Raw genomic sequence first — 22746 nt, forward strand, 5'->3', positions numbered from 1 at the left:
GAGGGATTTATGGAAAAAGGAAAAATTACTGTAAGTGTTGTAAATGGAATTGCAACAGTTAATTTTTATCATCCTAAAAGCAACATATTACCCAGTCCACTTCTTAAAGAACTTACTGATGCAATAAACAATCTGGCAAATAATAAATCTGCAAATGTTATAATAATAAGAAGTGAAGGGAATAAAACATTTTGCGCCGGTGCATCATTCGACGAACTTTTAGCTATTAAAGATTACAAAAGTGGAAAAGAATTTTTTATGGGCTTTGCAAGACTATTTAATGCAATGAGAAAATGTCCAAAATTTATCATTGCTCGTGTACATGGTAAAGCTGTGGGCGGGGGAGTTGGAATAGCAGCCTCTGCAGATTATACACTGGCCTCAAGCGAAGCTTCTGTTAGATTAAGTGAAATACTCCTGGGAATTGGACCTTTTGTTGTTGGTCCTGCAATCGAAAGAAAAATCGGGAAGACAGCATTCATTACAATGTCTATTGATGCTGAATGGCACGATGCATTCTGGGCTAAACAAAATGGTTTATATACAAAAGTTTTCGCAAACAATCACGAACTTGACGAAGCTGTCTCTTCTCTTGCAAAAAAATTAGCAAGCTATAACCCCGAAGCAATTGAACAAATGAAAAAGGTCTTCTGGAAAGGTACTGAAGATTGGGAAGAGTTACTCGAAGAACGAGCTGAAATTAGTGGTAGATTAGTTGTTTCTGAATTCACAAAAAATTATATAAAAGCTTTCAAAGGGAAATTATGAAAACTATCTTTTTAAGATTTTATGAAGAACTAAATGATTTCCTTCCTGCAGAAAAAAGAAAAAGATTATTTGAGCATAAATTCTGGGGACAACCATCAATTAAAGATGTAATTGAATCACTTGGTGTTCCTCATACCGAAGTCGATTTAATTTTAGTTAACGGCGAATCTGTTAGCTTTAATTATCTTGTTAAAGATAATGACCATATCTCTGTTTATCCAGAATTTGAAACCTTCGATATTAGCAATCTCCAGAAATTAAGAAAAACCTCACTTCGTAAACCTAAATTTATTTGTGATGTTCATCTCGGAAAACTTGCAAGAAATTTAAGAATGTTCGGCTTTGATGTTTATTATGAAAATAATTTGAATGACGAAAAAATTGTTGAAATCTCATTAAAAGAAAAAAGAACTATTCTTACCAGAGATCTCGGAATACTTAAAAGAAGTAATGTTATACGTGGTTACTTTGTTCGCAGTGAAAATCCGCAAGAACAAATAATTGAGATAATAAACAGATTCCACTTAACCAATCAAATAAAACCATTTACATTATGCCTTGAATGCGGGAGTAAATTAAAACGAATATCAAAAAAAGAAATTATTCATCTTATTCCGGAAAAAGTAAAGAAAACACAAAACAGATATTTCATTTGTACACAATGCAAAAAAATATACTGGCGTGGTATTCATTTCGAGAAGATGAATGCAACTGTCAAAAAAATCAAATCGTTATTAGTATAAAAACAACTGATGAAAAAAATTTCAGGATCTTTAAAACAAGAATTATAACCAATAATGTAAAATTAATTATAGAACAGCTATGAATTATACTTTATCAGAAATCTATATTTATCCAATAAAATCACTTGGTGGAATAAAATTACAAAAAGCTATTGTTGAAGAAAAAGGCTTAAAATACGATAGAAGATTTATGCTTGTAGATTCAAATAAAATATTTATGACACAAAGGAAATTTCCAGAAATGGCATTGCTAAAAACAAAAATTGATAACGATATTCTTACAGTTGTTGATTCAAGAAATAATAATTCAGTAAAAATAAATTTAAGAAAAATAGAAAAAGATTCCAGATTATATGAAGACCTGGAAGTTGAAATATGGGATGATAAAATCAGGGCAAAAAAAATATCTAATGAATTAGATAAATTCTTTTCAGATTCACTTGGAATAAGTTGTTCACTTGTTTATATGCCAGAAAGTTCTATCAGAATAGTTGATCCACAAAAAAAATATGTCATAGAAGAATATTCAGTTAGTTTTGCAGATGCATTTCCATTTCTTATTATTGGAGAAGAATCTTTAAGTAATTTAAATACTCGTTTGAAGCAAAAACTCCCAATGAATAGATTCAGACCAAATTTTGTTTTCTCTGGCGGTAAACCATTCGATGAAGACAGATGGAAAAGTTTTAAGATTGGGAATATTACTTTTTATGCTGTTAAACCCTGTGCAAGATGTGTAATAACAACTATTGATCAGAATACTGCAACAAAATCAGATGAACCATTAAGAACATTATCATCATTCAGAAAGTTTGATAATAAAATTTTATTTGGTCAGAATCTTGTTCATCAAGGAACAGGAGAAATTATGGCTAACAGTGAATTACAAGTTATAGAGTGGAAATAAATTGTGAGCTTTATTATGATAAAAATTAAATCGTTCCTTCGCACAACTTTTTTTGGTGGATTTCTTGTTGTCCTTCCAATAATAGTTTCTATTTTAGTTCTTATATGGCTTTTCGAATTCCTAACCGACAAAATTAGACCCATCACAATAATTCTTATTCAAACAACAAGATTGAATGAGTTAATTGCATCCATTCTTTCAATTGTTATAATTCTGCTAATATTTTTTATTGTTGGATTATTAGTTCAGACCCGTGCTGGAAAAATTATAATTCATATGATCGAAGAAGGATTATTAAAAAGAATTCCTTTTTATAAAATTATTAAAGATACAACCGTTCAACTTTTTGGTGGCGAAAAATTAATATTCAAGTATGCTGCATTGGTAAAACCATTTTCAAACGATACAATGATCTTAGGATTTGTTACAGATGAAAGTTCAAATGGCTATGTTACGGTTTTCATACCATCTGCTCCAGCACCTACCGGTGGATATATATACACCTTAAAAAAAGAAAACATCATAAAACTTGATTATCCAGTCGAACAAATGATGAAAGTTGTTTTAAGTCTTGGTGCAGGTTCAAGAGAGTTTCTATCAAAATTATAATTGTCTAACTATAATAAAACCATCTTCTTAATGAAAATAAATCCACAATAAGTTAAGTTACGGCTAAAAATTTTTTATTTATGAAAAATATTCTCTTATTATTATCAATAACACTTGGGATTCTATTCCCATACGGGCATAGCTATCGCTTTTTAATCAGATACTTTTTAATGATTCTTTTATTTTTTTCTTTTCTCGATATTAAAGTGAACAAAGAAATAATAACAAGAAAACACTTTGTAATTTTATTTACAACAATTTTAATATCACTTTTATTTTACTTTGTATTTAATTTATTCGATAACTCATTAGCACGAACTTCTTTTATTACTGCGATTGCCCCCACAGCAATTGCTGCTCCTGTAATTATAAGTTTACGAAAAGGGAAAGTTGAATTTGTTTTTTTCTCTTTATTATTAAACAATGTTGTGATAACTCTATTAATCCCTTTTCTTATACCACTATTGATGAATAGCAATGCTAATATTTCCATTGGAAAAATATTTACTCCAGTAATTATCACTCTATCAATTCCATTTTTATTGGCGAAAGCAACAAAAATATTATCTCACAGTATCTGGAAAAAATTAGTGGAATGGAAGGACATGTCTTATTACTTACTAATAATAAATGTCTACATTGCTACTTCTGATGCAACAAATTATATAAGAAATGAATTAACCGGAAAAATTGAAATAGTAATTTATATCGCATTGATTTCTGCAGCACTTTGTCTTTTATTTTTTTCAATAGGATGGTTAATTGGTGGAAAAGATTTTCGTGCCGAAGCAAGTCAATCGCTTGGACAAAAAAACAATGCATTTACGATCTGGATTTCTTTAACATTTCTTGAACCAATTACAGTACTTGGCCCTGTATTTTATGTGCTTTATCAAAACATATATATTTCATGGGTATTGTATAAACACAACAAGCAATATTCAGGAAAAATCAAAACCATAATCGATTAAATAAAATTAATTTATGGAACTCTTATTAAACTAATTATTGCTCTTTTCATTCTCTTTAGTTTGATTATTCTCTTTTACATCAACCAATCTACCACTCTTTTTCAAAATTTCTTTTAATAAAAATTCTATTTGTGCATTAATGCTTCTTAACTCGTCCGCAGCCCATTTTTCGAGTGCATTATAAATATTCTCATCTATTCTAAGAAGAAACTTTTTCTTTTCTGCCATATTATCTACTTCTTCGTTTTAAAATTATATAAAACAAGAGAGCTATCAACCACGGGTATTTATCAACAACTGGTGATTTTTTTAAAATCTGAATTTTTGCTGAAGGAAAAAATAAATCACTCTTTAATAAAATTAGTGTTTCATTAAAATTATCTTTTAGTTCATATTTCAAACCAAACAGATCATATTTAATAAATAACTGTTCACCACCAGGCAAAAATATTGTTCCCCATAAATTAAATAACTGACCTTTATAAGATGCAAAAGGTAACATGTTATTCGAATATTTAATATTTATTTCCCTTGACCATAAACTTGTTTTATAAAATTCAACATCATCTTTTGTAAATCCCTTAACTATTGCACGCATTGTAAAGGGATTTATTATTTCCATTTGACATAAAATTACATCATCAAACTTCAATTCATATAGTCTTTTTAAGAAATGCTTTTTCTTAAATATTAACTCTTTCCCAAGATATTCTGATATTGGTGTTTCCATTTTAAATACTCATTTATTGATAAAGAGTTCCAGTATTAATTACTGGCTGAGCTTGAACTTCTGATACGAGAGCCACCATTAAATTATTAACCATAGTAGCTTTTTTATCTTCATCCAATTTTACAATATTTTGATCACTCAGTGCTTTTAATGCCATTTCAACCATACCTACAGCACCTTCAACAATTTTTTGACGAGCAGCAACAACTGCCTGAGCCTGTTGTCTTCTTAACATTGCCTGAGCAATCTCTGGTGCATAAGCTAAATAACTGATTCTTGATTCAATCACTTCTACACCTGCAACATCAAGACGAGATTGAACTTCTTTCTTTAATTCTTCTGCAATTTCCTGTGGATTACCACGCAAAGAAAATTTTTCGTCTTCTGCTGAATCATAAGCATATTTTGTTGCTAATCCTCTAATTGCTGTTTCACTCTGGATTGCTACAAACTGTTCATAGTTCTGAACATCAAATATTGCTCTTGCAGTATCAACTACTCTCCAGACAATAACTGCAGCAATTTCAATTGGATTACCGTGTAAGTCATTCACCTTTATTTTTTCACTGTTAAAATTATGAATCCTCAAAGAGACACTTTTTTTAATTACAAATGGATTAACCCACCAGAATCCTGTGGTTCTTACTGTTCCTAAATATTTTCCAAAAAGAATTATTACTCTCGAATCGTTTGGCTGAACTGCAATAAAACCATTAAAACTGATTGAAATAAAACAGAACAACAATACTGAAATAATTAATAACGGTACTGAAATTGGTTCAATACTTTGCCTAAATAATAAATAATCTACAATTAAAAGGGCAATTATGACTAAAATCATTATAAACCCATTAATTTTTTTTGCTGATTTTTCTTGAATTGCATCCATATTTAACTCCTTTTTATTTTGGCTATCATAATGATATCATATTAATATCATTTTGTCAAGTCCATACTTAAATTTTTTTAAGATTATTTATTATTTATTGATTAATTTTTCAGCATAAAAACCAGGAAGCCGTATGAAGAAATTTTTATTACTCACATTATTATTTAGTTTAATTTTAGCCTGCCAGGAAAAATTAATTGAGAAAGGGAATCCAGAATATATCAAAGAGATTAAAAACTGGCACAAAAAAAGAATTGAAAATTTGAAAAAAGAAAATGGCTGGCTTAATCTTGTTGGTTTATACTGGTTAAAAGAAGGTGAAAATAGTTTTGGAAGTAACGAAGCAAATGATCTTATTTTTCCCAAAAAAGCTCCAGCTTTTATAGGAAAGTTTTTCTTGAAAGATTCTATTGTCCGTGTTGAAATAAATGAAAATGTTGATGTTTTCAGTGATGGTAAAAAAATAAAATCCCTCGAATTAAAAAACGATAAGGATGGAAATCCAACCATACTTCAACACGGTAGTTTAAGATGGTATATAATTAAAAGAGGGAATAAATATGGTGTTAGATTGCGTGATATAGAAAGTGAACTGGTAAAGAACTTTAAAGGAATTGAAACATTTCCTATTAATGAAGACTGGAAAATCGAAGCTAAATTTGAACCATACAATCCACCAAAGAAAATTTTTGTACCAAACATTATTGGAATGATTGAAGAAGAAAGCTCACCAGGTTCGTTAGTGTTTACAAAAGATGGTAAAACATTCAAATTAGATGTTCTTGACGAAGGAGATTCTTATTTTCTAATTTTTGCAGACGAAACAAGTGGAAAAGAAACTTATGGAGGTGGTAGATTTCTTTACATAAAAAAACCAGCTCCAAACGAAAAAATTTATATTGATTTTAATAAAGCTTATAATCCTCCCTGTGTATTTACAAAATATGCTACGTGTCCACTTCCACCACAACAAAATTATTTAAAACTCCGAATTACTGCTGGTGAGAAAAAATATGGTGATCATTAACAATTTACCAAATTTATTTTCTTCATAAAGACTAAATCAATTCTATGAAGAAAAAAAACTCAAATACATTTAACAAAGAATTCTTAAGCACCATATCTCATCAACTAAGAACTCCATTATCAACAATATTAAGTTCTGTTGATTTACTTGAATTGTACATAAAAAAGAAAAATGTTGGTAGACAGTTACAGGTTTTAAACAAAATTAAAAACTCTGTAATAAACTTAAGAAATGTAATCGATAACATAACCGTACTTTACAAAAACGAAACACAAAAACTGAATGTTAAGCGAATAGAGTTAAGAAAATTTATAAATGATTTAATTGAAGAAGTAATAGTCGAAGCAAAGGAAGATCATTATATAAATGTTAATATTGAAACGACTTCCAAATATATCCTTGCAGATGAATTTGTATTAAAACAAATATTAATGAATTTATTTCTTAATTCAATTAAATTTTCGCCAGATGGAGGACAAATTCTATTAACAATTAAAAAAGAAAACAACTTCTTAGTATTTTCAATAAGAGACGAAGGAATTGGAATTGATGAAAAAGAAATTAAAAATCTTTACAAACCTTTTTACAGAGCTAAAAATGCTGAGAATATACCTGGATTAGGTCTGGGTTTAGCTATTGTTTATAAATTAGTTAAATTGCACGAAGGAAAAATTAAGTGTTATAGCTCTCTTAACAAGGGAACAGAATTTCAAGTTTTTATACCTTTTAATCAAAATGAAAAAAGTACTAATAATAGAAGATAATCACGACCTTGCAGATAATATTTATTGGTTATTAAAAGAACGAGGATTTAAACCAATTGTTGCTTATAATGGAACTTCTGCTTTAAATCTTTTTCAGCAGGAGACACCAGATATAGTTTTGTGTGATATAATGTTATCTGATTTAAGTGGTTATAAAATTATCTCAGAAATAAAAAAAATAGAAAACTCAAAATTTCCAGTATTCATTTTCATTACTGCAAAATCTCAAAGAGATGAAATTAGAAAAGGAATGGAATTGGGTGCTGATGATTATATCACTAAACCATTTACTTATGAAGAATTAATCAAATCGATTAATACTCAAATAAAAAAAAGAGAAAGACTGGAATTACCACATAGTAAAAAAACTTTTCAAAAAGAAAGTGATGATGATATTAAAAAACTAAAATACAATGACTACTTCTTTATAAATGACAAAAAGAATCCTGGTTTCTATTCAGTTAGCAACATAATTTTTATTAAAAGCATTAAAGACTATACACAATTAATGCTCGTAGGTAACAAAAAATTTTTATTAAGAAAATCAATGCTTTACTGGGAAAATAAACTCCCCACAAATAAATTTGTAAGAGTGCATCGCCAAACAATTGTAAATCTTGACTTTATTGAAAGAATAGAAAAAGCAAGCAGTAACAGATTAATTATTAAATTAAAAAATACAACTGACATTCTTCATGTCAGCCAGAGATATAAAAAGAAACTAAATTCAATTCTTGCTTAAATCGCTCGTCTCATTATTTAATCGTTCGTCTATAATCCTTTAGCTTGCAGAAAATAAAAAATTAAGTTTCATATGCACCCTCTGTGAAAGTGGAATTGGAGCCAAAATCGTAGGTACTTAGACCTAACGATTCCAATTCCACTTATTATTAAACCATTTAATGAATAGCTAATTAAATATACATTAAATTGAATCTCCTCGAGGGGGCAATTAAAAGGGCAATATTATGAAAGTCTTCTCATGGAAAAGAGCAAAAAAAATTCATTAATCGAAACAAAAGGCACAATTCACGACGAAAACTTATTCCCTCATCGTCATGTCTCAAAAGAAAAGCTTTTTAAAATAATAGCAGAATTTTCTACAGACTGGATTTACTGGCTCGATCCTCATAATAAAATCACATATATGTCACCTTCCTGCAGATATATTACAGGGTACTCAAAAGAAGAATTTTTAAAAGATCGAAGTCTTTTAATTAAAATAGTAGATAAAACAGATTTAGAAAAATTTATTAATCATACACGTGAAATTTTAAAAGGGAAAATTTTCTGTTCATTCGAGTTTATGATTGTAACTAAAAATGGTGAAAAAAGATTTATCTCACATACCTGTCAAGCAGTTTATGATGATAACAATAAGTATATCGGTAGATATATCAGTAATAGAGACATTACTGAAATTAAAAATGCCTGGGAAAAACTTGATGAAAAAAACAAAATGTTAACAAATATTTATAATGATGCCTCAATTGGAACTTATCAAATTTATCCAGATGGTAAACTAAGATTTGCCAATGATGTATTCATTAAAATGCTTGGTTATAATAACCTGGATGAATTGAAAAAATTAAATTTTGAAAAGGACATCTTTCAAAATGAAGAGGATAGAAATTATCTAAAAAAAATTCTGCTACATAAAAATAGAATTAAAAATTTAGAATCAACCTGCAAGAAAAAAGATGGAACAAGAATTTATATTATTGAACAAATTACACCTGTAAAAGATGATAATGGCAGAATAATTTATTATGAAAGCATGGTACAAAATATTACAGATAAGAAAAAGACAAAAGAATTATTAATTGAGGCAGAGACTAAAAAACAAACCCTTGAAAAATTAAAAGCAGAATTTCTTGCTACTATCTCTCACGAAATTAGAACACCAGTAAATATTATAGTTAATTTATCTCAACTCTTAAAAAATGATCTTAATTCAACTAATAATGAAGAAGTAATAGAAAGTGCACATATCATCGAAAGTGAAAGCAAAAGAATTCAGAGAACTATTGATTTAATACTGGAGATTGCACAATTAACTTCGGGAACATATGATTTTAAACCACAACCAATTAACCTACACAATGATATACTTTTAGATATTATTGAAAAATATAAGCAAGTAGCGAATAAAAAAGGTCTGGATTTTTTATATACTTCTAAAATTAATCGTCCCTTAACTTTTGCAGATAAGCATTCATGTCAACAGATCTTTTCTCAATTGATTGAAAATGCAATTAAATATACACCCGAAGGAAGAATCGAAATTACATTGTTCAATAATTCTACTGAAAATATTGCAGTTGAAATTAAAGATACAGGCATTGGGATTAATACAGAATATATTCCTTACTTATTTACAATTTTTTCTCAAGAAGATAATTCTTATTCACGAATGTTCGAAGGAACTGGATTAGGACTGGCAATTGTAAAAAAGCATTGTGATTTAAATAATGCATCAATAAATGTGGTTAGTAAAAAAGGTTATGGTTCTTCTTTCACGGTAATATTCAAAAAATACAACGATTAAAAAATATTACCCTCTTCTATTATTTCGGCACTAATTAGATTGTTTTGCACGCCATAATTCAAAAATTCCATTTCGATTTCATTTTAAAGATTAATTACTGGTTGCAATTTATCATCAAGAGTATCTTTATCATATAAAACTTTTTCAAGGAATAAACCTGATGGTGGTGCAGTATATTTAGAAGGTGTATTTGACTCATTCTCTAAAAAATAGAGCAAGTCATTTTCAGTCAATTTACCTCTTCCTATTTCAACAAGAACGCCTACCATTCTTCTTACCTGTTTCCATAAAAAATGAGAACCCACAATTCTAATTAATATCATATTATCTGTTTCTTTCATCTGTACATCTTCAATTAAAACCTTAGTAGATTTTTCATCTGAATCTAATTCGGCAAAGGACTTAAAATCATGCATACCAATAAAAAGTTTTGAAGCATCTTTCATTTTTTTAAAATCGAGTTTATCTTTAATCCACCATACAAAAGGTTTACCAAAAGCAGTTCTTCTTTTTGATATTTGATAAATATAACTTCTTGCTTTAGAGCTATACCGTGCGTGGAATTTTTGAGTTGTTTTTTCTACTTCAAGAATATTAATATCCGATGGTAACTCATCATTAAGTTTCATTTTAATTATTTCAGGTGCAAGGACAGTTTGAACATCCATATGAGCAACCTGACATAAAGCATGGACTCCGGCATCTGTTCTGCCGGAGCCCTGAATATCAACCTGTTCTCCCTTAAAAATTTTTTCTGCTGCTTCAATTAATTTACCCTGAATTGTTTTTGCATTTTTTTGCTTTTGCCAGCCACTATATCTTGTACCTTCATATTCAATATACAATTTAAATCTTGCCATTATTATACCTGAATATATTTTTCCGGTAATGCACCACAAATTGGACATTTATCTTTTGGTTTCCCAAATTCAATATGACCACAGACCGGACATAAATAAATTTCAGAAATATCCAGATCTTTCCCCTGTTCAACAGCCTGTAAAGCTAACTTATAAAGTTCTGCATGAACTTTTTCTGCTTCGAGTGCATATTTAAACATTCTCTTTGCTTTATGATTTTCTTTTTCTGCCTGTTCAAACATTGGTGGATACATTTCAGTAAATTCATAAGTTTCGCCTGCTATTGCTGCTTTTAAGTTATCAACAGTCTTACCAATTCCATCCATTGCATTTAAATGTCCTTCTGCATGAATACGTTCTGCTTCAGCCGCTGTTTTAAATAATTTTGCAATATTTGGAAAACCTTCTCTTTCGGCAACTTTAGCAAATGCTCTGTATTTTTGATTAGCTTGACTTTCACCTGCAAATGCTTCTTTTAAGTTTTCCTGTGTTGATGGCATACTATCCTCCAATTATTTATTGAACGAAAATTTTATTTTTCCATCATGAACGGATATCGATAATTTTTTGGAGGAACAAAATTTTCTTTTATTGTTCTTGCCGAAACCCATCTTAATAAGTTAAGATAACTTCCAGCTTTATCATTTGTTCCGCTTGCTCGTGCACCACCAAATGGTTGCTGACCAACTACAGCTCCAGTAGGCTTATCGTTAATGTAAAAATTTCCTGCTGAATGTGTTAGAATCTTATCAGCTAATTCAATTGCTTTTCGATCCTGTGCAAATATAGAACCGGTTAGTGAATATGGAGAAGTTTCGTCGCACAAGTGAAGTGTTTCTTCGTATTTATCATCATCGTAAACATAAATTGTAAGAACCGGTCCAAAAATTTCTTCTTCCATAGTTTTAAATTTGGGATTTGTTGTAAGAATAATTGTTGGTTCTATAAAATATCCAATTGAATCATCATAATTACCACCAGAAATAATTTCAGCTTCCGAAGAATTCTTTGCATATTCAATATAACTTGTGATAGATGCAAAAGCATTTTTATCAATTACAGCATTCATAAAATTTGTGAAGTCAAGAACGTCTCCCATTTTAATTGTTTTAAGTTCACTAATTAGATAATCTTTTAATTTATTCCAGATAGATTTTGGAATATATGCACGAGAGGCAGCAGAACATTTTTGTCCCTGATATTCAAATGCACCGCGAATCAAAGCTACACCAAGAGCTTCGATATCTGCACTTGAATGAGCAAAAACAAAATCTTTTCCACCTGTTTCTCCAACAAGTCGTGGATATGATTTATACTTCGACAAATTATTTGCAGCTGTTCTCCACATTGCTTGAAAAGTTGGTGTACTACCAGTAAAATGAATCCCACCAAAATATTCTGATTCCATTACAATGCTTCCAATTTTCGAACCTGATCCGGGAATAAAATTAATTACACCTTCGGGTAATCCAGCTGCTTCGAGTAATTTCATAATCCAGTAAGCTGAATAAACTGCACTTGAAGCTGGTTTAAGTAATGCAACGTTTCCCATAATTGCTGGCGATGTGGGAAGGTTTCCACAAATCGAAGTGAAATTAAATGGTGCAACAGCAAATATAAAACCTTCAAGAGGACGATATTCCATTCTATTCCACATACCAACTGGAGAATGAAGGGGTTGTTCTTCATAAATTTTCATTGCATAGTATGCATTAAACCTGAAAAAGTCACTGAGTTCTGCTGCAGAATCTATTTCTGCTTGAAAAACATTTTTACTTTGACCAAGCATTGTTGCAGCATTTAAGATATATCTCCATTCAGATAAACTAATTAAATCTGCTGCCTTTAAAAATACAGCAATGCGATCGTGCCATTCCATTTTAGACCAGATTTTATGAGCTTCCATAGCAGATTCAATTGCCATTTTAATTTCTTTCTCGCCTGCTTTGTGGTATACAGCAAGCACTGTTTTGTGATTGTGTGGACAGACACAATTTTCTGTGTCGCCTGTTCTAATTTCTTTACCGCCAATTATTAATGGTATTTCAATTGTTTGATTTACCATTGCATTGAGCTGGTTTTTCAATGCTGTACGCTCCGATGTTCCCGGTGCGTAACTTTTTACTGGTTCGTTTGGCGGAAAGGGTACATTAAATTTTGCATTTGCCATAAATTACCTTTTAATTGTGTTTGTATTTGATATCCAAAATTATGAAAAATTATCCTCGCTTTTTGAATGTTTTTACTTTTACGAAATAACTTTCCTTCGTTGCTTGTTGATTAAGAATTATTTACTTTTTAGTGGTTCTATGAAAATGCTTTGATTTTTTGTGCGTTACGTTAGCTAAAAATGATTTATAAGTTCAGGAGCTGAAGTTATGAAAATAGTTTTGTTCATATTACTCTTTCTATCATTTTTAGATACTTCAAATTCACCTTCCAAAATTTTTGTTATTAAAATTGATGGGACTATAAATCCAGTTGCAGCAAGTTACATTCACGATTCTATTGAAAAAGCAATAGAAGAAAATGCAGAATGCTTGATAATCGAATTAAATACTCCCGGTGGATTACTTAAATCAACAAGATTAATTGTTAGCGATTTACTTTCTTCTGAAATTCCAATCGTAGTTTATGTCTATCCTTCCGGTGCACAAGCAGCATCTGCCGGTGTATTTATAACTCTTGCATCTCATATAGCTGCTATGGCTCATGGAACAAACATTGGTGCTGCTCATCCCGTTATGATGAGTGAAGGTGGTGCACAAAATAAAAAAGATAGTACCGATGTAATGATGGAAAAAGCTACTAATGATGCAGCTGCATTTATTAGAAGTATTGCTGAAAAAAGAAATAGAAATGTCAGCTGGGCAGAAAAAGCTGTTCGTCAAAGTCTTTCTTTATCAGAAACAGAAGCATTAAAAGAGAACGTAATTGATTTGATTGCAAAAAATCTCGATAGCCTTATCATTCAACTCGATGGTAAAAAAGTTGAAACTGCAAAAGGTATTAAAACAATTAATACTAAAAATGCAAATCTGCATTTTATCGAAATGAGTATTATTCAAAAAATTCTTGATATCGTAAGCGATCCAAATGTTGCTTATATTTTATTGATGATTGGAATATATGGATTAATTTTCGAATTAAGTAATCCTGGCTCAATTCTTCCTGGAATTGTTGGAGTTATTTGTCTTGTGCTTGCTTTCTATTCTCTTCATACTCTACCAATTAATTATGCTGGATTGGGATTAATACTTTTTGCAATACTACTTTTTATTGCAGAAATAAAAGTTGTAAGTCATGGCTTATTAACTGCAGGTGGAATCATTTCTTTTGTTATAGGTTCTTTAATGCTCATAAATACAGATATTTCTAATGACTTTTTGAATATTTCTTTAACTGTAATAATTACAGTAACAATTTTAACCGCATTGTTTTTTGCATTCGCACTTGGCAAAGGAATCTCTGCACAAAAAATGAAACCGACTACAGGTACCGAAGGAATGATAGGTGAAGTTGGGAAAGCATTATCGAAAATAAGTTCTGATTCTGGTGGACAAATACTTCTTCATGGCGAAATCTGGTTTGCAACATGCAAGGGAGATGAAATTAACGAAGGAGAACCTGTCAAAGTAATTGCAAGAAAAGATTTGAATTTAATAGTCGAAAAATTTATAGAAAATAATAACAAATAGAATTTCTCATTAGACAAGGAGAAAATTGAAATGGGACCAGAAAATATAACTGTTACTTTTATAATAATAATGTTTGTAATTATCATACTAGCAAGTGCAATCAGAATTTTACGAGAATATGAACGCGGTGTAATTTTTAGATTAGGAAGATTAATTCCAACTAAAGGTCCAGGATTAATTTTCTTAATTCCTATTGTAGATAGAATGGTTCGTGTAAGCTTAAGAGTTGTTGCAATGGAAGTTCCACCACAGGATGTTATTACAAAAGATAATATTTCTATTAAAGTAAGTGCTGTTGTTTATTTTAGAGTTATCGATGCTGCAAAGGCTGTTGTTGAAGTTGAAAATTATTTATATGCAACTTCACAACTTGCACAAACCACATTAAGAAGTATGCTGGGTCAATCTGAACTTGATGAACTTTTAACTGAACGAGACAAAATTAATAGACATTTACAAGAAACTATTGATACTCACACTGCACCATGGGGTATTAAAGTTTCTCTTGTAGAAGTAAAGAATGTTGATTTACCAGTTGAAATGCAGAGAGCTATTGCACGTCAGGCAGAAGCAGAAAGAGAAAGAAGAGCAAAAGTTATTCACGCTGAAGGTGAATATCAGGCTGCTCAGCGTCTTGCAGATGCATCGAATATAATAAGCAGTTCACCTTATGCATTACAATTAAGATTCTTACAAACATTAATAGAAGTTGCAGCAGAAAAAAATTCTACAACAATCTTTCCTGTTCCAATTGATTTGTTTAAACCATTTTTAGATTTAATGGAGAAAGCAAAGAAAGAAAAATGATTTTTATATAAAATGATAACCCGAAATTTATCGCGCAGAAAATTCATTGAAACAGGAATTTTGTTAAGCAGTGCGTATGCTTTCATTTCCGCTTTTCCAGAAGAGTTGCTTGCATTTATAAATAATAAATTACAATCAGATTACCAAAAAGAACTTTATAAATATTCACCTGTTGCTCGTTACTGGATTTCAACAGAGACAAAAAATGTTAATTGTCAATCCTGCCATTCATTAAATCAAATTTCCGGGATCGAACAATATGATCACAAAGAAAAAATTATTAAATGTTTATTATGTGCTCAGGGTTGTATAATTAAAGAAGGAAAACGTGGAAAATGCCGTGCAAGAATTAATATAAATGGAAAATTAAAAAGTCTTGTTTACGGGAGACCTGTTTCTATTCATATTGATCCAATTGAGAAAAAACCTTTTTATCATTTTCTACCTGGAAGTCTGGCTTTCTCATTAGCAACAGCGGGATGTCCATTATCATGTCAGTTCTGTCAGAACTGGGAAATTTCTCAGGCCAAACCAGAAGATTTTCAAGTAAATTATGTTCCACCAGAAAATATTGTTAATTCTTCTTATTCTCAACATGTACCAGTAATAGCATTCACATATAATGAACCAACAGTCTTTACAGAATATTTAATCGACATTGCTAAACTTGCAAAAAGGAAAAATATAAGATGTGTTTTAATTAGCTGTGGTTTTATGAACGAAGAGCCATTAAAAGAAATGTGTGAAGTTCTTGATGCTATTAAAATTGATTTGAAAGGATTTAGTGAAGAATTTTATCGAAAAGTATCTGCTGCCGAATTAAAACCTGTTTTAAGAAGCATTAAACAAGTAGCTAAAAGTAAAACTCATCTTGAAATTGTAAATCTTGTTGTTCCAACATTAAATGATTCAGATAAAATGCTAAATGATCTTTGCAACTGGATTGTAAACGAAGTTGGTCCAGATGTTCCAGTACATTTTACAAGATTTCATCCAGATTATAAATTGCTCAATCTTCCTCCAACTCCAATTTCAACTTTAGAACGCGCACGAAATATTGCAATGTCTAAAGGAATTCATTATGCTTTTATTGGTAATGTGCCGGGTCATCCGGGTAATTCAACATATTGTCCAAATTGTAAAAAAATTGTAATTAAAAGAACAGGAATGTTTACAACAGAAATAAACTTAAAGAATGGTAGATGTGAATATTGCAATTATAAAATTTCTGGAGTATGGAAATAATTTAAAAGGAACTATTAACATGAAAAAGTTTCTTTATCTTTTACTTTTTATGATAGCATTTTTTTCCTGTAATGCTAAAAGTACAACAGAAATTGATTCAACTCGATATCCGGTCTTTGCCGGTCAGTTTTATTCAAATGATTCCACTGTGCTGAAATCACAAATAGAAACTTTTCTTAACAATTCAAAACCAAAAACTGTGGATAGTGTGGTCGCAATTATAGTTCCTCATGCAGGTTATATTTATTCTGGACAAATTGCAGCCGATGCATTTAATCAGATTAGAAATAATGAATATGATCTTATTGTAATATTAGGAACAAATCATACTACTCCTAATTTTAATAATATTTCTGTTTATCCAGCTGGTTCATTTGTTACTCCAATAGGTTCATTAAAAATTGATAACGCTTCAGCAAACGAATTATTAAAAAAAGATCCTGAGATTACTACAAATCTTGCTGTACATGCAAAAGAACATTCAATCGAAGTTCAATTGCCTTTTATAAAATATTTATTTCCGAATACAAAAATTCTTCCAGTAATAGTTGGTTCTTCGAATATTCAACTGTGCTGTAAATTTGGAAAATCATTAGCAGACATTCTCCATAATAAAAAAGCATTAATTATTGCCAGTTCAGATTTTTCTCACTATCCAGATTTCGACAATGCAATAAACGTTGACAATACTACATTGAAAGCTATCACACAATTAAATCCAGAAGTGATACTAAAAACAATAAATAAACAATTAGAAAAGAGAATTCCACAACTTGCTACCTGTGCTTGTGGCGAAGCACCAATTATTGCTGCAATTTGCATAGCAAAAGAATTAGGTGCTAAAAGTGCAAAAGTTATCAGTTATTCAAACTCTGGATATAATCCTGTGGGGAGTACAGATAGGGTTGTTAGTTACTCGGCTGTTGCTATTACAAAAGAAAAAGCTTATACGTTTTATGATGTAGATACACTTGTTGTTGATAATAAATATAAACTAACTCTATCTGATAAAAAATTTCTATTAAAATATGCACGAAAAACACTTGAGCAATATTTTCTAAATCAAACTGTCCCACTGCCTAGAAATATGAATCAAAAACTAAAAATTAAACGTGGTGCTTTTGTTACATTAAAAAAACTTGGACAGTTACGTGGATGTATCGGTCATATGATAGAAGATACTCCACTTTGTACTGTTGTTGGTGCTATGGCTCTTCAGGCTGCATTTAATGATACAAGATTCAGACCACTAACAAAAGAAGAATTAAACCAGATAGAAATCGAAATATCTGTGCTAACTCCTTTCACAAAAATTAAAAGTGCCGATGATATTGTTTTAGGACGAGATGGTGTAATTGTTAAAAAAGGAAACAAACAGGCAGTCTTTCTTCCTCAAGTAGCTACAGAAACTGGCTGGTCAAAAGAAGAATTTTTAAATCAACTCTGTTATAAAGCAGGATTAAATGCATACGACTGGAAAAATGCTGAGCTTTTCACTTTTCAAGCAGAAATCTTTAGTGAAAAAGATTTTGAATGAACAAAAGTCACTCCCGGTAATTAATCTTATAACAGTTGGATTTTTTTCTATCCTTTCACAGGTAATTATACTCCGTGAATTAAATGTTGCATTTTATGGTATAGAATTAATTTATGTGCTTTCATTGGGTTTCTGGTTAATTGGTACTGCTATTGGAGCTTCTGTAGGAAAGAAATCTTTTATTCCTGAACAGAAAAACATTAGCAACTTATTTATTCTCTCCATTTTAATTTTATTAATAGATATTCTCTTTATCCGTTATTCAAGAAAAATATTTAATGCGGTTGCTGGTGGTTTTCTCCCATTTGAAAATCAAATTGTAATTTTATTAATCGCACTAATTCCTTTAAGCTTAATTTCCGGTCTTTTATTTCAATGGTCTGCCAAACAATTTATTTTGAAAAGTGAAACACTTGCAAAAGCATATGCTATAGAAAGTTTAGGTGGTCTTGCTGGCGGCATTTTATCTACTTTGTTCCTGGTATTTAAATTAAGCAACTTTTCTTCTGCGCTTATTTGCAGTTTAATAATTAGCATTATCTGTTTACTATCGATTGAAAAATCATTGAAAAAAATATTTTCCATAATTGGTCTGTTAATAATATTCAGTTTCCTTTTTATATACTCAAAGGAATTTGATAAATATACTTCCTCCTGGAATCATCCATACCTTGTTGATTTAATTGATACACCATATGGACGAGTAACAATCTCTTCTATTGAAAAACAGGTAAACATATTTATTGATGATGCACTTGCATACGAGACAGAAAGTACAGCTGCAGAAGAATTTGTTCATCTATCTGCATTACAATTAGAAAAAATAAATGATGTCCTTGTCTTAGGCGGTGGATTCGAAGGAGTTATTTATGAATTACTTAAACTGCCTGTAAAAAAAATTGATTATGTAGAAATAAATAAAGATCTGATAGATATACTAAAAAATTATTTGCCTGTTCATCTTTCAAATTCTCTTAACAATCAAAAAGTTAATATTATTTTTGACGATCCAAGAAGATTTTTAAAACAGAGCCGCAAATACGACTTAATTCTTGTAGGAATGCCAGAACCTTTATCTGCACAGTCCAATCGATTTTATACAAAGGAATTTTTTAAACAATGTTATAATTCTTTGAATGATGGTGTTTTATCTTTTAGAATTCGTTCATCAGAAAATATTTGGACAGAACCATTAAAAGAAAGAAACAAAAGTATATATGCTGCTCTTAAGTTTAATTTTAAGAATTCTATTGCTCTTCCAGGTGTGATTTTTATTGCCTCAAAATCTGCATTAAGTAATGATACCAGGCTTCTTACACAACGTTTTAGTGAAAGGAGTCTGGATACAAAACTGGTTTCTCCACAATACATAAATTATATTTTTACAAACGATCGTTTTTATCAAATAAATGAAATATTAAACGAACCAACAGAAAATGTTAATACAGATTTACGTCCCGTTTGTTATGCATACAATACATCAATCTGGTTATCAAAATTTTTTCCTGAATTAACTTATACTAAAATTGATTTTGACTTCTCTAACAACAAATTAATTCCATTACTTGTTTTAATATTTTTACTTTCTTTTATTTTTATAAGAAGTAAAAGCATAAAAAGATTTATTCTGGTATTGTTTGCTGGTTTATGTGGAATGATTTTAGAAACAGTCCTAATTATTTATTATCAGAATTATAATGGAATTTTATACAGAGATATTGGTTTGTTATTAGCTGGTTTTATGATTGGTTTAGCTCTCGGTGCTTTCACAATAAATAAAATCAATAGTTCTCTTTTAATTTCATTAAACAAAATAAAATTTGTTGGTTTGTTCTTAATTACTGGATTTGTAATTCTAAATCTTTGTGTATATTATTTAATCTATACAAACTACTTAAATAACTTATTATTTACTCTTGTTGTATTATTACTTGATGGTTTCTTTGTTGCAAGTATTTTTTCTTATGCAAGTCTTTATGATGTTGAAGATCAAAAGCGAGTGGTTTCACAACTATATGCAGCAGATTTGATCGGAGGTAGTCTTGGTTCGGTATTATCAAGTCTTTTATTAATCCCATTTGCAGGGTTTTATACTACTTTAGTAATAATCATAATCCTGCTGTTGTTAACAATTTTCTTAGTATAAAAATCAAACTACAATTGTAATTAGTCTCTTTACCTATTAATTTTACAAACAAAAAATCGAAAGGAATTATTAATGACTAATGCTCAAAAATGGCTTGCTGCTTTTTTAGGCTTGTTTATTTTTCTTTTTTTACTGGGAAGAGTCACAAATAAAAAAGAAGAAATTCCATATAAAGATAATACATACACAGAAAAAACTTTGCAATCAAACGAAGAAAAAGATGGATTGCAATTAATTAGAGAAAGTGGTTGCACTTCCTGTCATGGTCAGAATCTCGAAGGAAGCAATATTGCTCCCGCACTTGTAAATTTAAAAGAGTATTGGGGAAGAGATAATTTAATTAATTACCTTCGAAATCCTTCTTCTTTTAGTAATGAAAGAATGAAAGAATATAGAATGAAATATAAAAATATAATTATGCCATCTTACAACAATTTAGATGTAAAGGACTTAGGTAAGATAGCAGATTATTTGCTCACGAGATAATTAGACAAAAACTACTGGTGTTTATATTTCCAGAAATTACAGTAGAAAAATTTTTATAATTCCTGTGCTATAGTTTATACTGTTATTACTTCTTTTAAAGCTTTTTCAAATTCTTTTATTACTGAAGGTAAATTATCTTCTAATTTTTTCCACGCATTTATCCATTCTTCTTTTTCTGTATTCCTATAGGATTCTTTTTCCGTACCTGTAAACATCAGTGCTGTATTAAATTGAAGAACCGAATTGTTTACAATTTCTAAATTACTTTTTGTTATCTCTATTATTCCTTCATTAAATAAAAGTTTGTTTTCGTTAAAAAAAGTAAGAGCTTCATTATAGTATCTTTCTATTAATTTTTTCTTTTCACTTAAATTACTGTCTAATTGCTTTGGTTTTAATAGCTCCACTGCTGCATTTATCATTCGGTATACTCTTTTATATAACTCTAATATTGCTTCTGCTTGTTTCCTGTAAAAAAATGAATATCTTGTTTTAAATCTGTAAAGGTCTTCCAATAAATTTTTTTTGAACTTTTCTAATTCTTTTGAAAAATATTTTTCATGTTTTTTTGAAAAAATAGATTATTATTGGGAAAGCTACTGTAATAACGACAAGTAAAATGCTTTGCATTAGTCCTTCTTTCATCTTTTTATCTTCCCGTTTTTCCCTCAAAGATTTATTTAAAATAAAAAAACACTGAAGCGTAATTATCTACGCTATCAGTGTTTTAAATAATTTAATCTATCTTACTTATGCTTTATTAGCACTACCAAGCACATTAATAATTTTATGCTTATAGAGTTCTTTTAATGCTTCGCGGGCTGGACCAAGATATTTTCTTGGGTCAAATTCTGCTGGATTTTCTGCAAGTGTTTTTCTTACTGATGCAGTCATTGCAAGTCTACCATCAGAATCAATATTAATCTTGCATACAGCAGAAGCAGCTGCTCTACGTAATTGATCCTCTGGAATTCCTACTGCATCTTTTAATTTTCCGCCATAACTATTAATTGTTCTAACTAATTCTACCGGAACAGAAGATGCACCATGTAGAACAATTGGAAATCCAGGTATTCTTCTTTCTATTTCTTCAAGTATATCAAATCTAAGTGGTGGTGGAATTAAAATTCCATCTTCTGTTCTTGTGCATTGCTCTGGTTTAAATTTATTTGCACCATGAGATGTCCCTATTGAAATTGCAAGCGAGTCAACTCCTGTTTTACTAACAAAATCTTCTACTTCTTCTGGTTTGGTATAATGAGTTACTTCGCTGGAGACTTCATCCTCAATTCCTGCAAGAACGCCCAATTCTCCTTCTACACTCACATCGTATTGATGAGCAAAATCAACAACCTTACGTGTGAGTTCAACATTCTGATCATATGGTAAGTGAGAACCATCAATCATCACAGAAGAAAATCCTGATTCAATACACGATTTACATAGTTCAAAGCTATCGCCATGATCCAGATGAAGAACTATTGGAATATCATATCCCAATTCGTGAGCATATTCTACTGCGCCCTTTGCAAGATGTTTTAATAAAGTTTGATTAGCATACTTTCGAGCACCACTCGATACTTGAAGAATAACAGGAGATCTTGTTTCTACACAGGCACTAATTATTGCCTGTAATTGTTCAAGATTATTAAAATTGAAAGCCGGTATTGCATATCCGCCTTTCACTGCTTTTTGAAATAATTCTTTTGAGTTTACCAATCCTAATTCTTTGTAATGTATCATATTTCTTGCCGTTTTGTTAATTAATTCTCATTATTTCAAACATAAGTATATAAAAAATATGATGATTAATCAAAACTAAGATTTTTCTTTACACATTTTTCTTTTACTCTTCTTTTATATTCTATTCTCACTTTACAAGTTTTTAATTTTTCATTACTAATTTTTAATTCTTTTTGTGACATTTAAAATATTTTTTTATCAATTGTAAAATTTAATTTGCTCTTCTGCTTTACAACCAATATTTTCACGTGGGTTTACGACCACCAAA

Annotated in this window: 23 protein-coding genes; 15 read left to right on the plus strand and 8 right to left on the minus strand. The window is 30.0% G+C overall.

The window, feature by feature from the left end:
• Positions 1–9: 9 nt before the first annotated feature.
• The 5 genes from VJY38_RS06170 (at position 10) to VJY38_RS06190 (ending at position 3998) form a co-directional block, all read left to right on the plus strand.
• Positions 10–768, plus strand: coding sequence for an enoyl-CoA hydratase/isomerase family protein (locus VJY38_RS06170; protein WP_353679802.1), 759 nt, complete (start codon positions 10–12; stop codon positions 766–768).
• Positions 765–1511 (plus strand): Mut7-C RNAse domain-containing protein, encoded by a 747-nt coding sequence (locus VJY38_RS06175; RefSeq protein ID WP_353679803.1) that lies wholly within the window; start codon positions 765–767, stop codon positions 1509–1511. The genes VJY38_RS06170 and VJY38_RS06175 overlap by 4 nt, the downstream gene beginning before the upstream one ends.
• A 79-nt stretch (positions 1512–1590) precedes the next feature.
• On the plus strand, positions 1591–2418 hold the full coding sequence (locus tag VJY38_RS06180; RefSeq protein WP_353679804.1) for an MOSC domain-containing protein: 828 nt from the start codon (positions 1591–1593) through the stop codon (positions 2416–2418).
• A 15-nt stretch (positions 2419–2433) separates the two neighbouring features.
• Positions 2434–3027, plus strand: coding sequence for a DUF502 domain-containing protein (locus VJY38_RS06185; protein ID WP_353679805.1), 594 nt, complete (start codon positions 2434–2436; stop codon positions 3025–3027).
• 206 nt (positions 3028–3233) lie between these two features.
• A complete protein-coding gene (locus tag VJY38_RS06190) occupies positions 3234–3998 on the plus strand; it encodes a hypothetical protein (RefSeq protein ID WP_353679806.1) in 765 nt (254 codons plus the stop codon).
• Positions 3999–4028: 30 nt separating this feature from the next.
• Here the strand turns inward: VJY38_RS06190 and VJY38_RS06195 are convergent, their stop codons facing one another.
• The 3 genes from VJY38_RS06195 to VJY38_RS06205 are packed head-to-tail and all read right to left on the minus strand — an operon-like array spanning position 4029 to position 5617.
• Positions 4029–4226: a type II toxin-antitoxin system antitoxin gene (locus VJY38_RS06195; RefSeq protein WP_353679807.1), complete on the minus strand. Its 198-nt coding sequence runs from the start codon at positions 4224–4226 to the stop codon at positions 4029–4031.
• A 1-nt stretch (position 4227) separates the two neighbouring features.
• The gene (locus VJY38_RS06200) at positions 4228–4728 is read right to left on the minus strand and encodes a hypothetical protein (RefSeq protein ID WP_353679808.1); all 501 of its coding nucleotides are present in this window, start codon (positions 4726–4728) and stop codon (positions 4228–4230) included.
• Positions 4729–4741: 13 nt separating this feature from the next.
• Complete coding sequence (locus VJY38_RS06205; protein ID WP_353679809.1) at positions 4742–5617, minus strand: SPFH domain-containing protein; 876 nt, start codon at positions 5615–5617, stop codon at positions 4742–4744.
• A gap of 133 nt (positions 5618–5750) precedes the next feature.
• Between VJY38_RS06205 and VJY38_RS06210 the strand changes: the two genes are divergently transcribed.
• From VJY38_RS06210 to VJY38_RS06225, 4 genes are all read left to right on the plus strand, one after another.
• The gene (locus VJY38_RS06210) at positions 5751–6644 is read left to right on the plus strand and encodes a DUF1684 domain-containing protein (protein WP_353679810.1); all 894 of its coding nucleotides are present in this window, start codon (positions 5751–5753) and stop codon (positions 6642–6644) included.
• Positions 6645–6688: 44 nt separating this feature from the next.
• Entirely contained in the window at positions 6689–7408 is a 720-nt protein-coding gene (locus VJY38_RS06215) for a sensor histidine kinase (protein WP_353679811.1), read from the plus strand.
• The gene (locus tag VJY38_RS06220) at positions 7380–8150 is read left to right on the plus strand and encodes a LytR/AlgR family response regulator transcription factor (RefSeq protein ID WP_353679812.1); all 771 of its coding nucleotides are present in this window, start codon (positions 7380–7382) and stop codon (positions 8148–8150) included. The genes VJY38_RS06215 and VJY38_RS06220 overlap by 29 nt, the downstream gene beginning before the upstream one ends.
• Before the next feature lie 240 nt (positions 8151–8390).
• Entirely contained in the window at positions 8391–9956 is a 1566-nt protein-coding gene (locus tag VJY38_RS06225) for a sensor histidine kinase (protein ID WP_353679813.1), read from the plus strand.
• Between the two features lie 83 nt (positions 9957–10039).
• On the opposite strand, the gene truA is transcribed toward VJY38_RS06225, so the two are convergent.
• The 3 genes from truA to pruA are packed head-to-tail and all read right to left on the minus strand — an operon-like array spanning position 10040 to position 12986.
• On the minus strand, positions 10040–10816 hold the full coding sequence (gene truA / locus VJY38_RS06230; RefSeq protein WP_353679814.1) for a tRNA pseudouridine(38-40) synthase TruA: 777 nt from the start codon (positions 10814–10816) through the stop codon (positions 10040–10042).
• Between the two features lie 2 nt (positions 10817–10818).
• The gene (locus VJY38_RS06235) at positions 10819–11316 is read right to left on the minus strand and encodes a rubrerythrin family protein (protein WP_353679815.1); all 498 of its coding nucleotides are present in this window, start codon (positions 11314–11316) and stop codon (positions 10819–10821) included.
• A gap of 32 nt (positions 11317–11348) precedes the next feature.
• On the minus strand, positions 11349–12986 hold the full coding sequence (gene pruA, locus VJY38_RS06240) for an L-glutamate gamma-semialdehyde dehydrogenase (protein WP_353679816.1): 1638 nt from the start codon (positions 12984–12986) through the stop codon (positions 11349–11351).
• A gap of 208 nt (positions 12987–13194) precedes the next feature.
• On the opposite strand from pruA, the gene VJY38_RS06245 reads away from it, so the two are divergent.
• The 6 genes from VJY38_RS06245 to VJY38_RS06270 all read left to right on the plus strand — a co-directional run bounded on the left by VJY38_RS06245 (position 13195) and on the right by VJY38_RS06270 (position 20735).
• The gene (locus VJY38_RS06245) at positions 13195–14514 is read left to right on the plus strand and encodes an NfeD family protein (protein ID WP_353679817.1); all 1320 of its coding nucleotides are present in this window, start codon (positions 13195–13197) and stop codon (positions 14512–14514) included.
• Positions 14515–14544: 30 nt separating this feature from the next.
• Complete coding sequence (locus VJY38_RS06250) at positions 14545–15321, plus strand: slipin family protein (RefSeq protein WP_353679818.1); 777 nt, start codon at positions 14545–14547, stop codon at positions 15319–15321.
• A gap of 12 nt (positions 15322–15333) precedes the next feature.
• A complete protein-coding gene (gene amrS, locus VJY38_RS06255) occupies positions 15334–16566 on the plus strand; it encodes an AmmeMemoRadiSam system radical SAM enzyme (protein ID WP_353679819.1) in 1233 nt (410 codons plus the stop codon).
• Between the two features lie 19 nt (positions 16567–16585).
• A complete protein-coding gene (gene amrB, locus VJY38_RS06260) occupies positions 16586–18103 on the plus strand; it encodes an AmmeMemoRadiSam system protein B (protein ID WP_353679820.1) in 1518 nt (505 codons plus the stop codon).
• Positions 18084–20249: a spermine/spermidine synthase domain-containing protein gene (locus tag VJY38_RS06265; protein ID WP_353679821.1), complete on the plus strand. Its 2166-nt coding sequence runs from the start codon at positions 18084–18086 to the stop codon at positions 20247–20249. The genes amrB and VJY38_RS06265 overlap by 20 nt, the downstream gene beginning before the upstream one ends.
• Before the next feature lie 72 nt (positions 20250–20321).
• Complete coding sequence (locus VJY38_RS06270; protein ID WP_353679822.1) at positions 20322–20735, plus strand: c-type cytochrome; 414 nt, start codon at positions 20322–20324, stop codon at positions 20733–20735.
• 74 nt (positions 20736–20809) lie between these two features.
• On the opposite strand, the gene VJY38_RS06275 is transcribed toward VJY38_RS06270, so the two are convergent.
• Complete coding sequence (locus VJY38_RS06275; RefSeq protein ID WP_434968560.1) at positions 20810–21313, minus strand: hypothetical protein; 504 nt, start codon at positions 21311–21313, stop codon at positions 20810–20812.
• A 172-nt stretch (positions 21314–21485) separates the two neighbouring features.
• On the minus strand, positions 21486–22478 hold the full coding sequence (locus VJY38_RS06280; protein ID WP_353679824.1) for a class II fructose-bisphosphate aldolase: 993 nt from the start codon (positions 22476–22478) through the stop codon (positions 21486–21488).
• Positions 22479–22746: the final 268 nt, after the last annotated feature.

Source organism: Rosettibacter firmus, from assembly GCF_036860695.1.
Taxonomy (GTDB): Bacteria; Bacteroidota; Ignavibacteria; order Ignavibacteriales; family Melioribacteraceae; genus Rosettibacter; species Rosettibacter firmus.

Bases quoted from the DNA above. Each gene is read 5' to 3' on its own strand.
- VJY38_RS06205 (WP_353679809.1), bottom strand. From the start codon at position 5,617: ATGGATGCAATTCAAGAAAAATCAGCAAAAAAAATTAATGGGTTTATA.
- VJY38_RS06185 (WP_353679805.1), top strand. From the start codon at position 2,434: ATGATAAAAATTAAATCGTTCCTTCGCACAACTTTTTTTGGTGGATTT.
- pruA (WP_353679816.1), bottom strand. From the start codon at position 12,986: ATGGCAAATGCAAAATTTAATGTACCCTTTCCGCCAAACGAACCAGTA.
- VJY38_RS06215 (WP_353679811.1), top strand. From the start codon at position 6,689: ATGAAGAAAAAAAACTCAAATACATTTAACAAAGAATTCTTAAGCACC.
- VJY38_RS06235 (WP_353679815.1), bottom strand. From the start codon at position 11,316: ATGCCATCAACACAGGAAAACTTAAAAGAAGCATTTGCAGGTGAAAGT.
- VJY38_RS06250 (WP_353679818.1), top strand. From the start codon at position 14,545: ATGGGACCAGAAAATATAACTGTTACTTTTATAATAATAATGTTTGTA.
- amrS (WP_353679819.1), top strand. From the start codon at position 15,334: ATGATAACCCGAAATTTATCGCGCAGAAAATTCATTGAAACAGGAATT.
- truA (WP_353679814.1), bottom strand. From the start codon at position 10,816: ATGGCAAGATTTAAATTGTATATTGAATATGAAGGTACAAGATATAGT.
- VJY38_RS06180 (WP_353679804.1), top strand. From the start codon at position 1,591: ATGAATTATACTTTATCAGAAATCTATATTTATCCAATAAAATCACTT.
- VJY38_RS06195 (WP_353679807.1), bottom strand. From the start codon at position 4,226: ATGGCAGAAAAGAAAAAGTTTCTTCTTAGAATAGATGAGAATATTTAT.
- VJY38_RS06210 (WP_353679810.1), top strand. From the start codon at position 5,751: ATGAAGAAATTTTTATTACTCACATTATTATTTAGTTTAATTTTAGCC.
- VJY38_RS06245 (WP_353679817.1), top strand. From the start codon at position 13,195: ATGAAAATAGTTTTGTTCATATTACTCTTTCTATCATTTTTAGATACT.
- VJY38_RS06200 (WP_353679808.1), bottom strand. From the start codon at position 4,728: ATGGAAACACCAATATCAGAATATCTTGGGAAAGAGTTAATATTTAAG.
- VJY38_RS06220 (WP_353679812.1), top strand. From the start codon at position 7,380: ATGAAAAAAGTACTAATAATAGAAGATAATCACGACCTTGCAGATAAT.
- VJY38_RS06175 (WP_353679803.1), top strand. From the start codon at position 765: ATGAAAACTATCTTTTTAAGATTTTATGAAGAACTAAATGATTTCCTT.
- VJY38_RS06280 (WP_353679824.1), bottom strand. From the start codon at position 22,478: ATGATACATTACAAAGAATTAGGATTGGTAAACTCAAAAGAATTATTT.
- amrB (WP_353679820.1), top strand. From the start codon at position 16,586: ATGAAAAAGTTTCTTTATCTTTTACTTTTTATGATAGCATTTTTTTCC.
- VJY38_RS06225 (WP_353679813.1), top strand. From the start codon at position 8,391: ATGGAAAAGAGCAAAAAAAATTCATTAATCGAAACAAAAGGCACAATT.
- VJY38_RS06170 (WP_353679802.1), top strand. From the start codon at position 10: ATGGAAAAAGGAAAAATTACTGTAAGTGTTGTAAATGGAATTGCAACA.
- VJY38_RS06270 (WP_353679822.1), top strand. From the start codon at position 20,322: ATGACTAATGCTCAAAAATGGCTTGCTGCTTTTTTAGGCTTGTTTATT.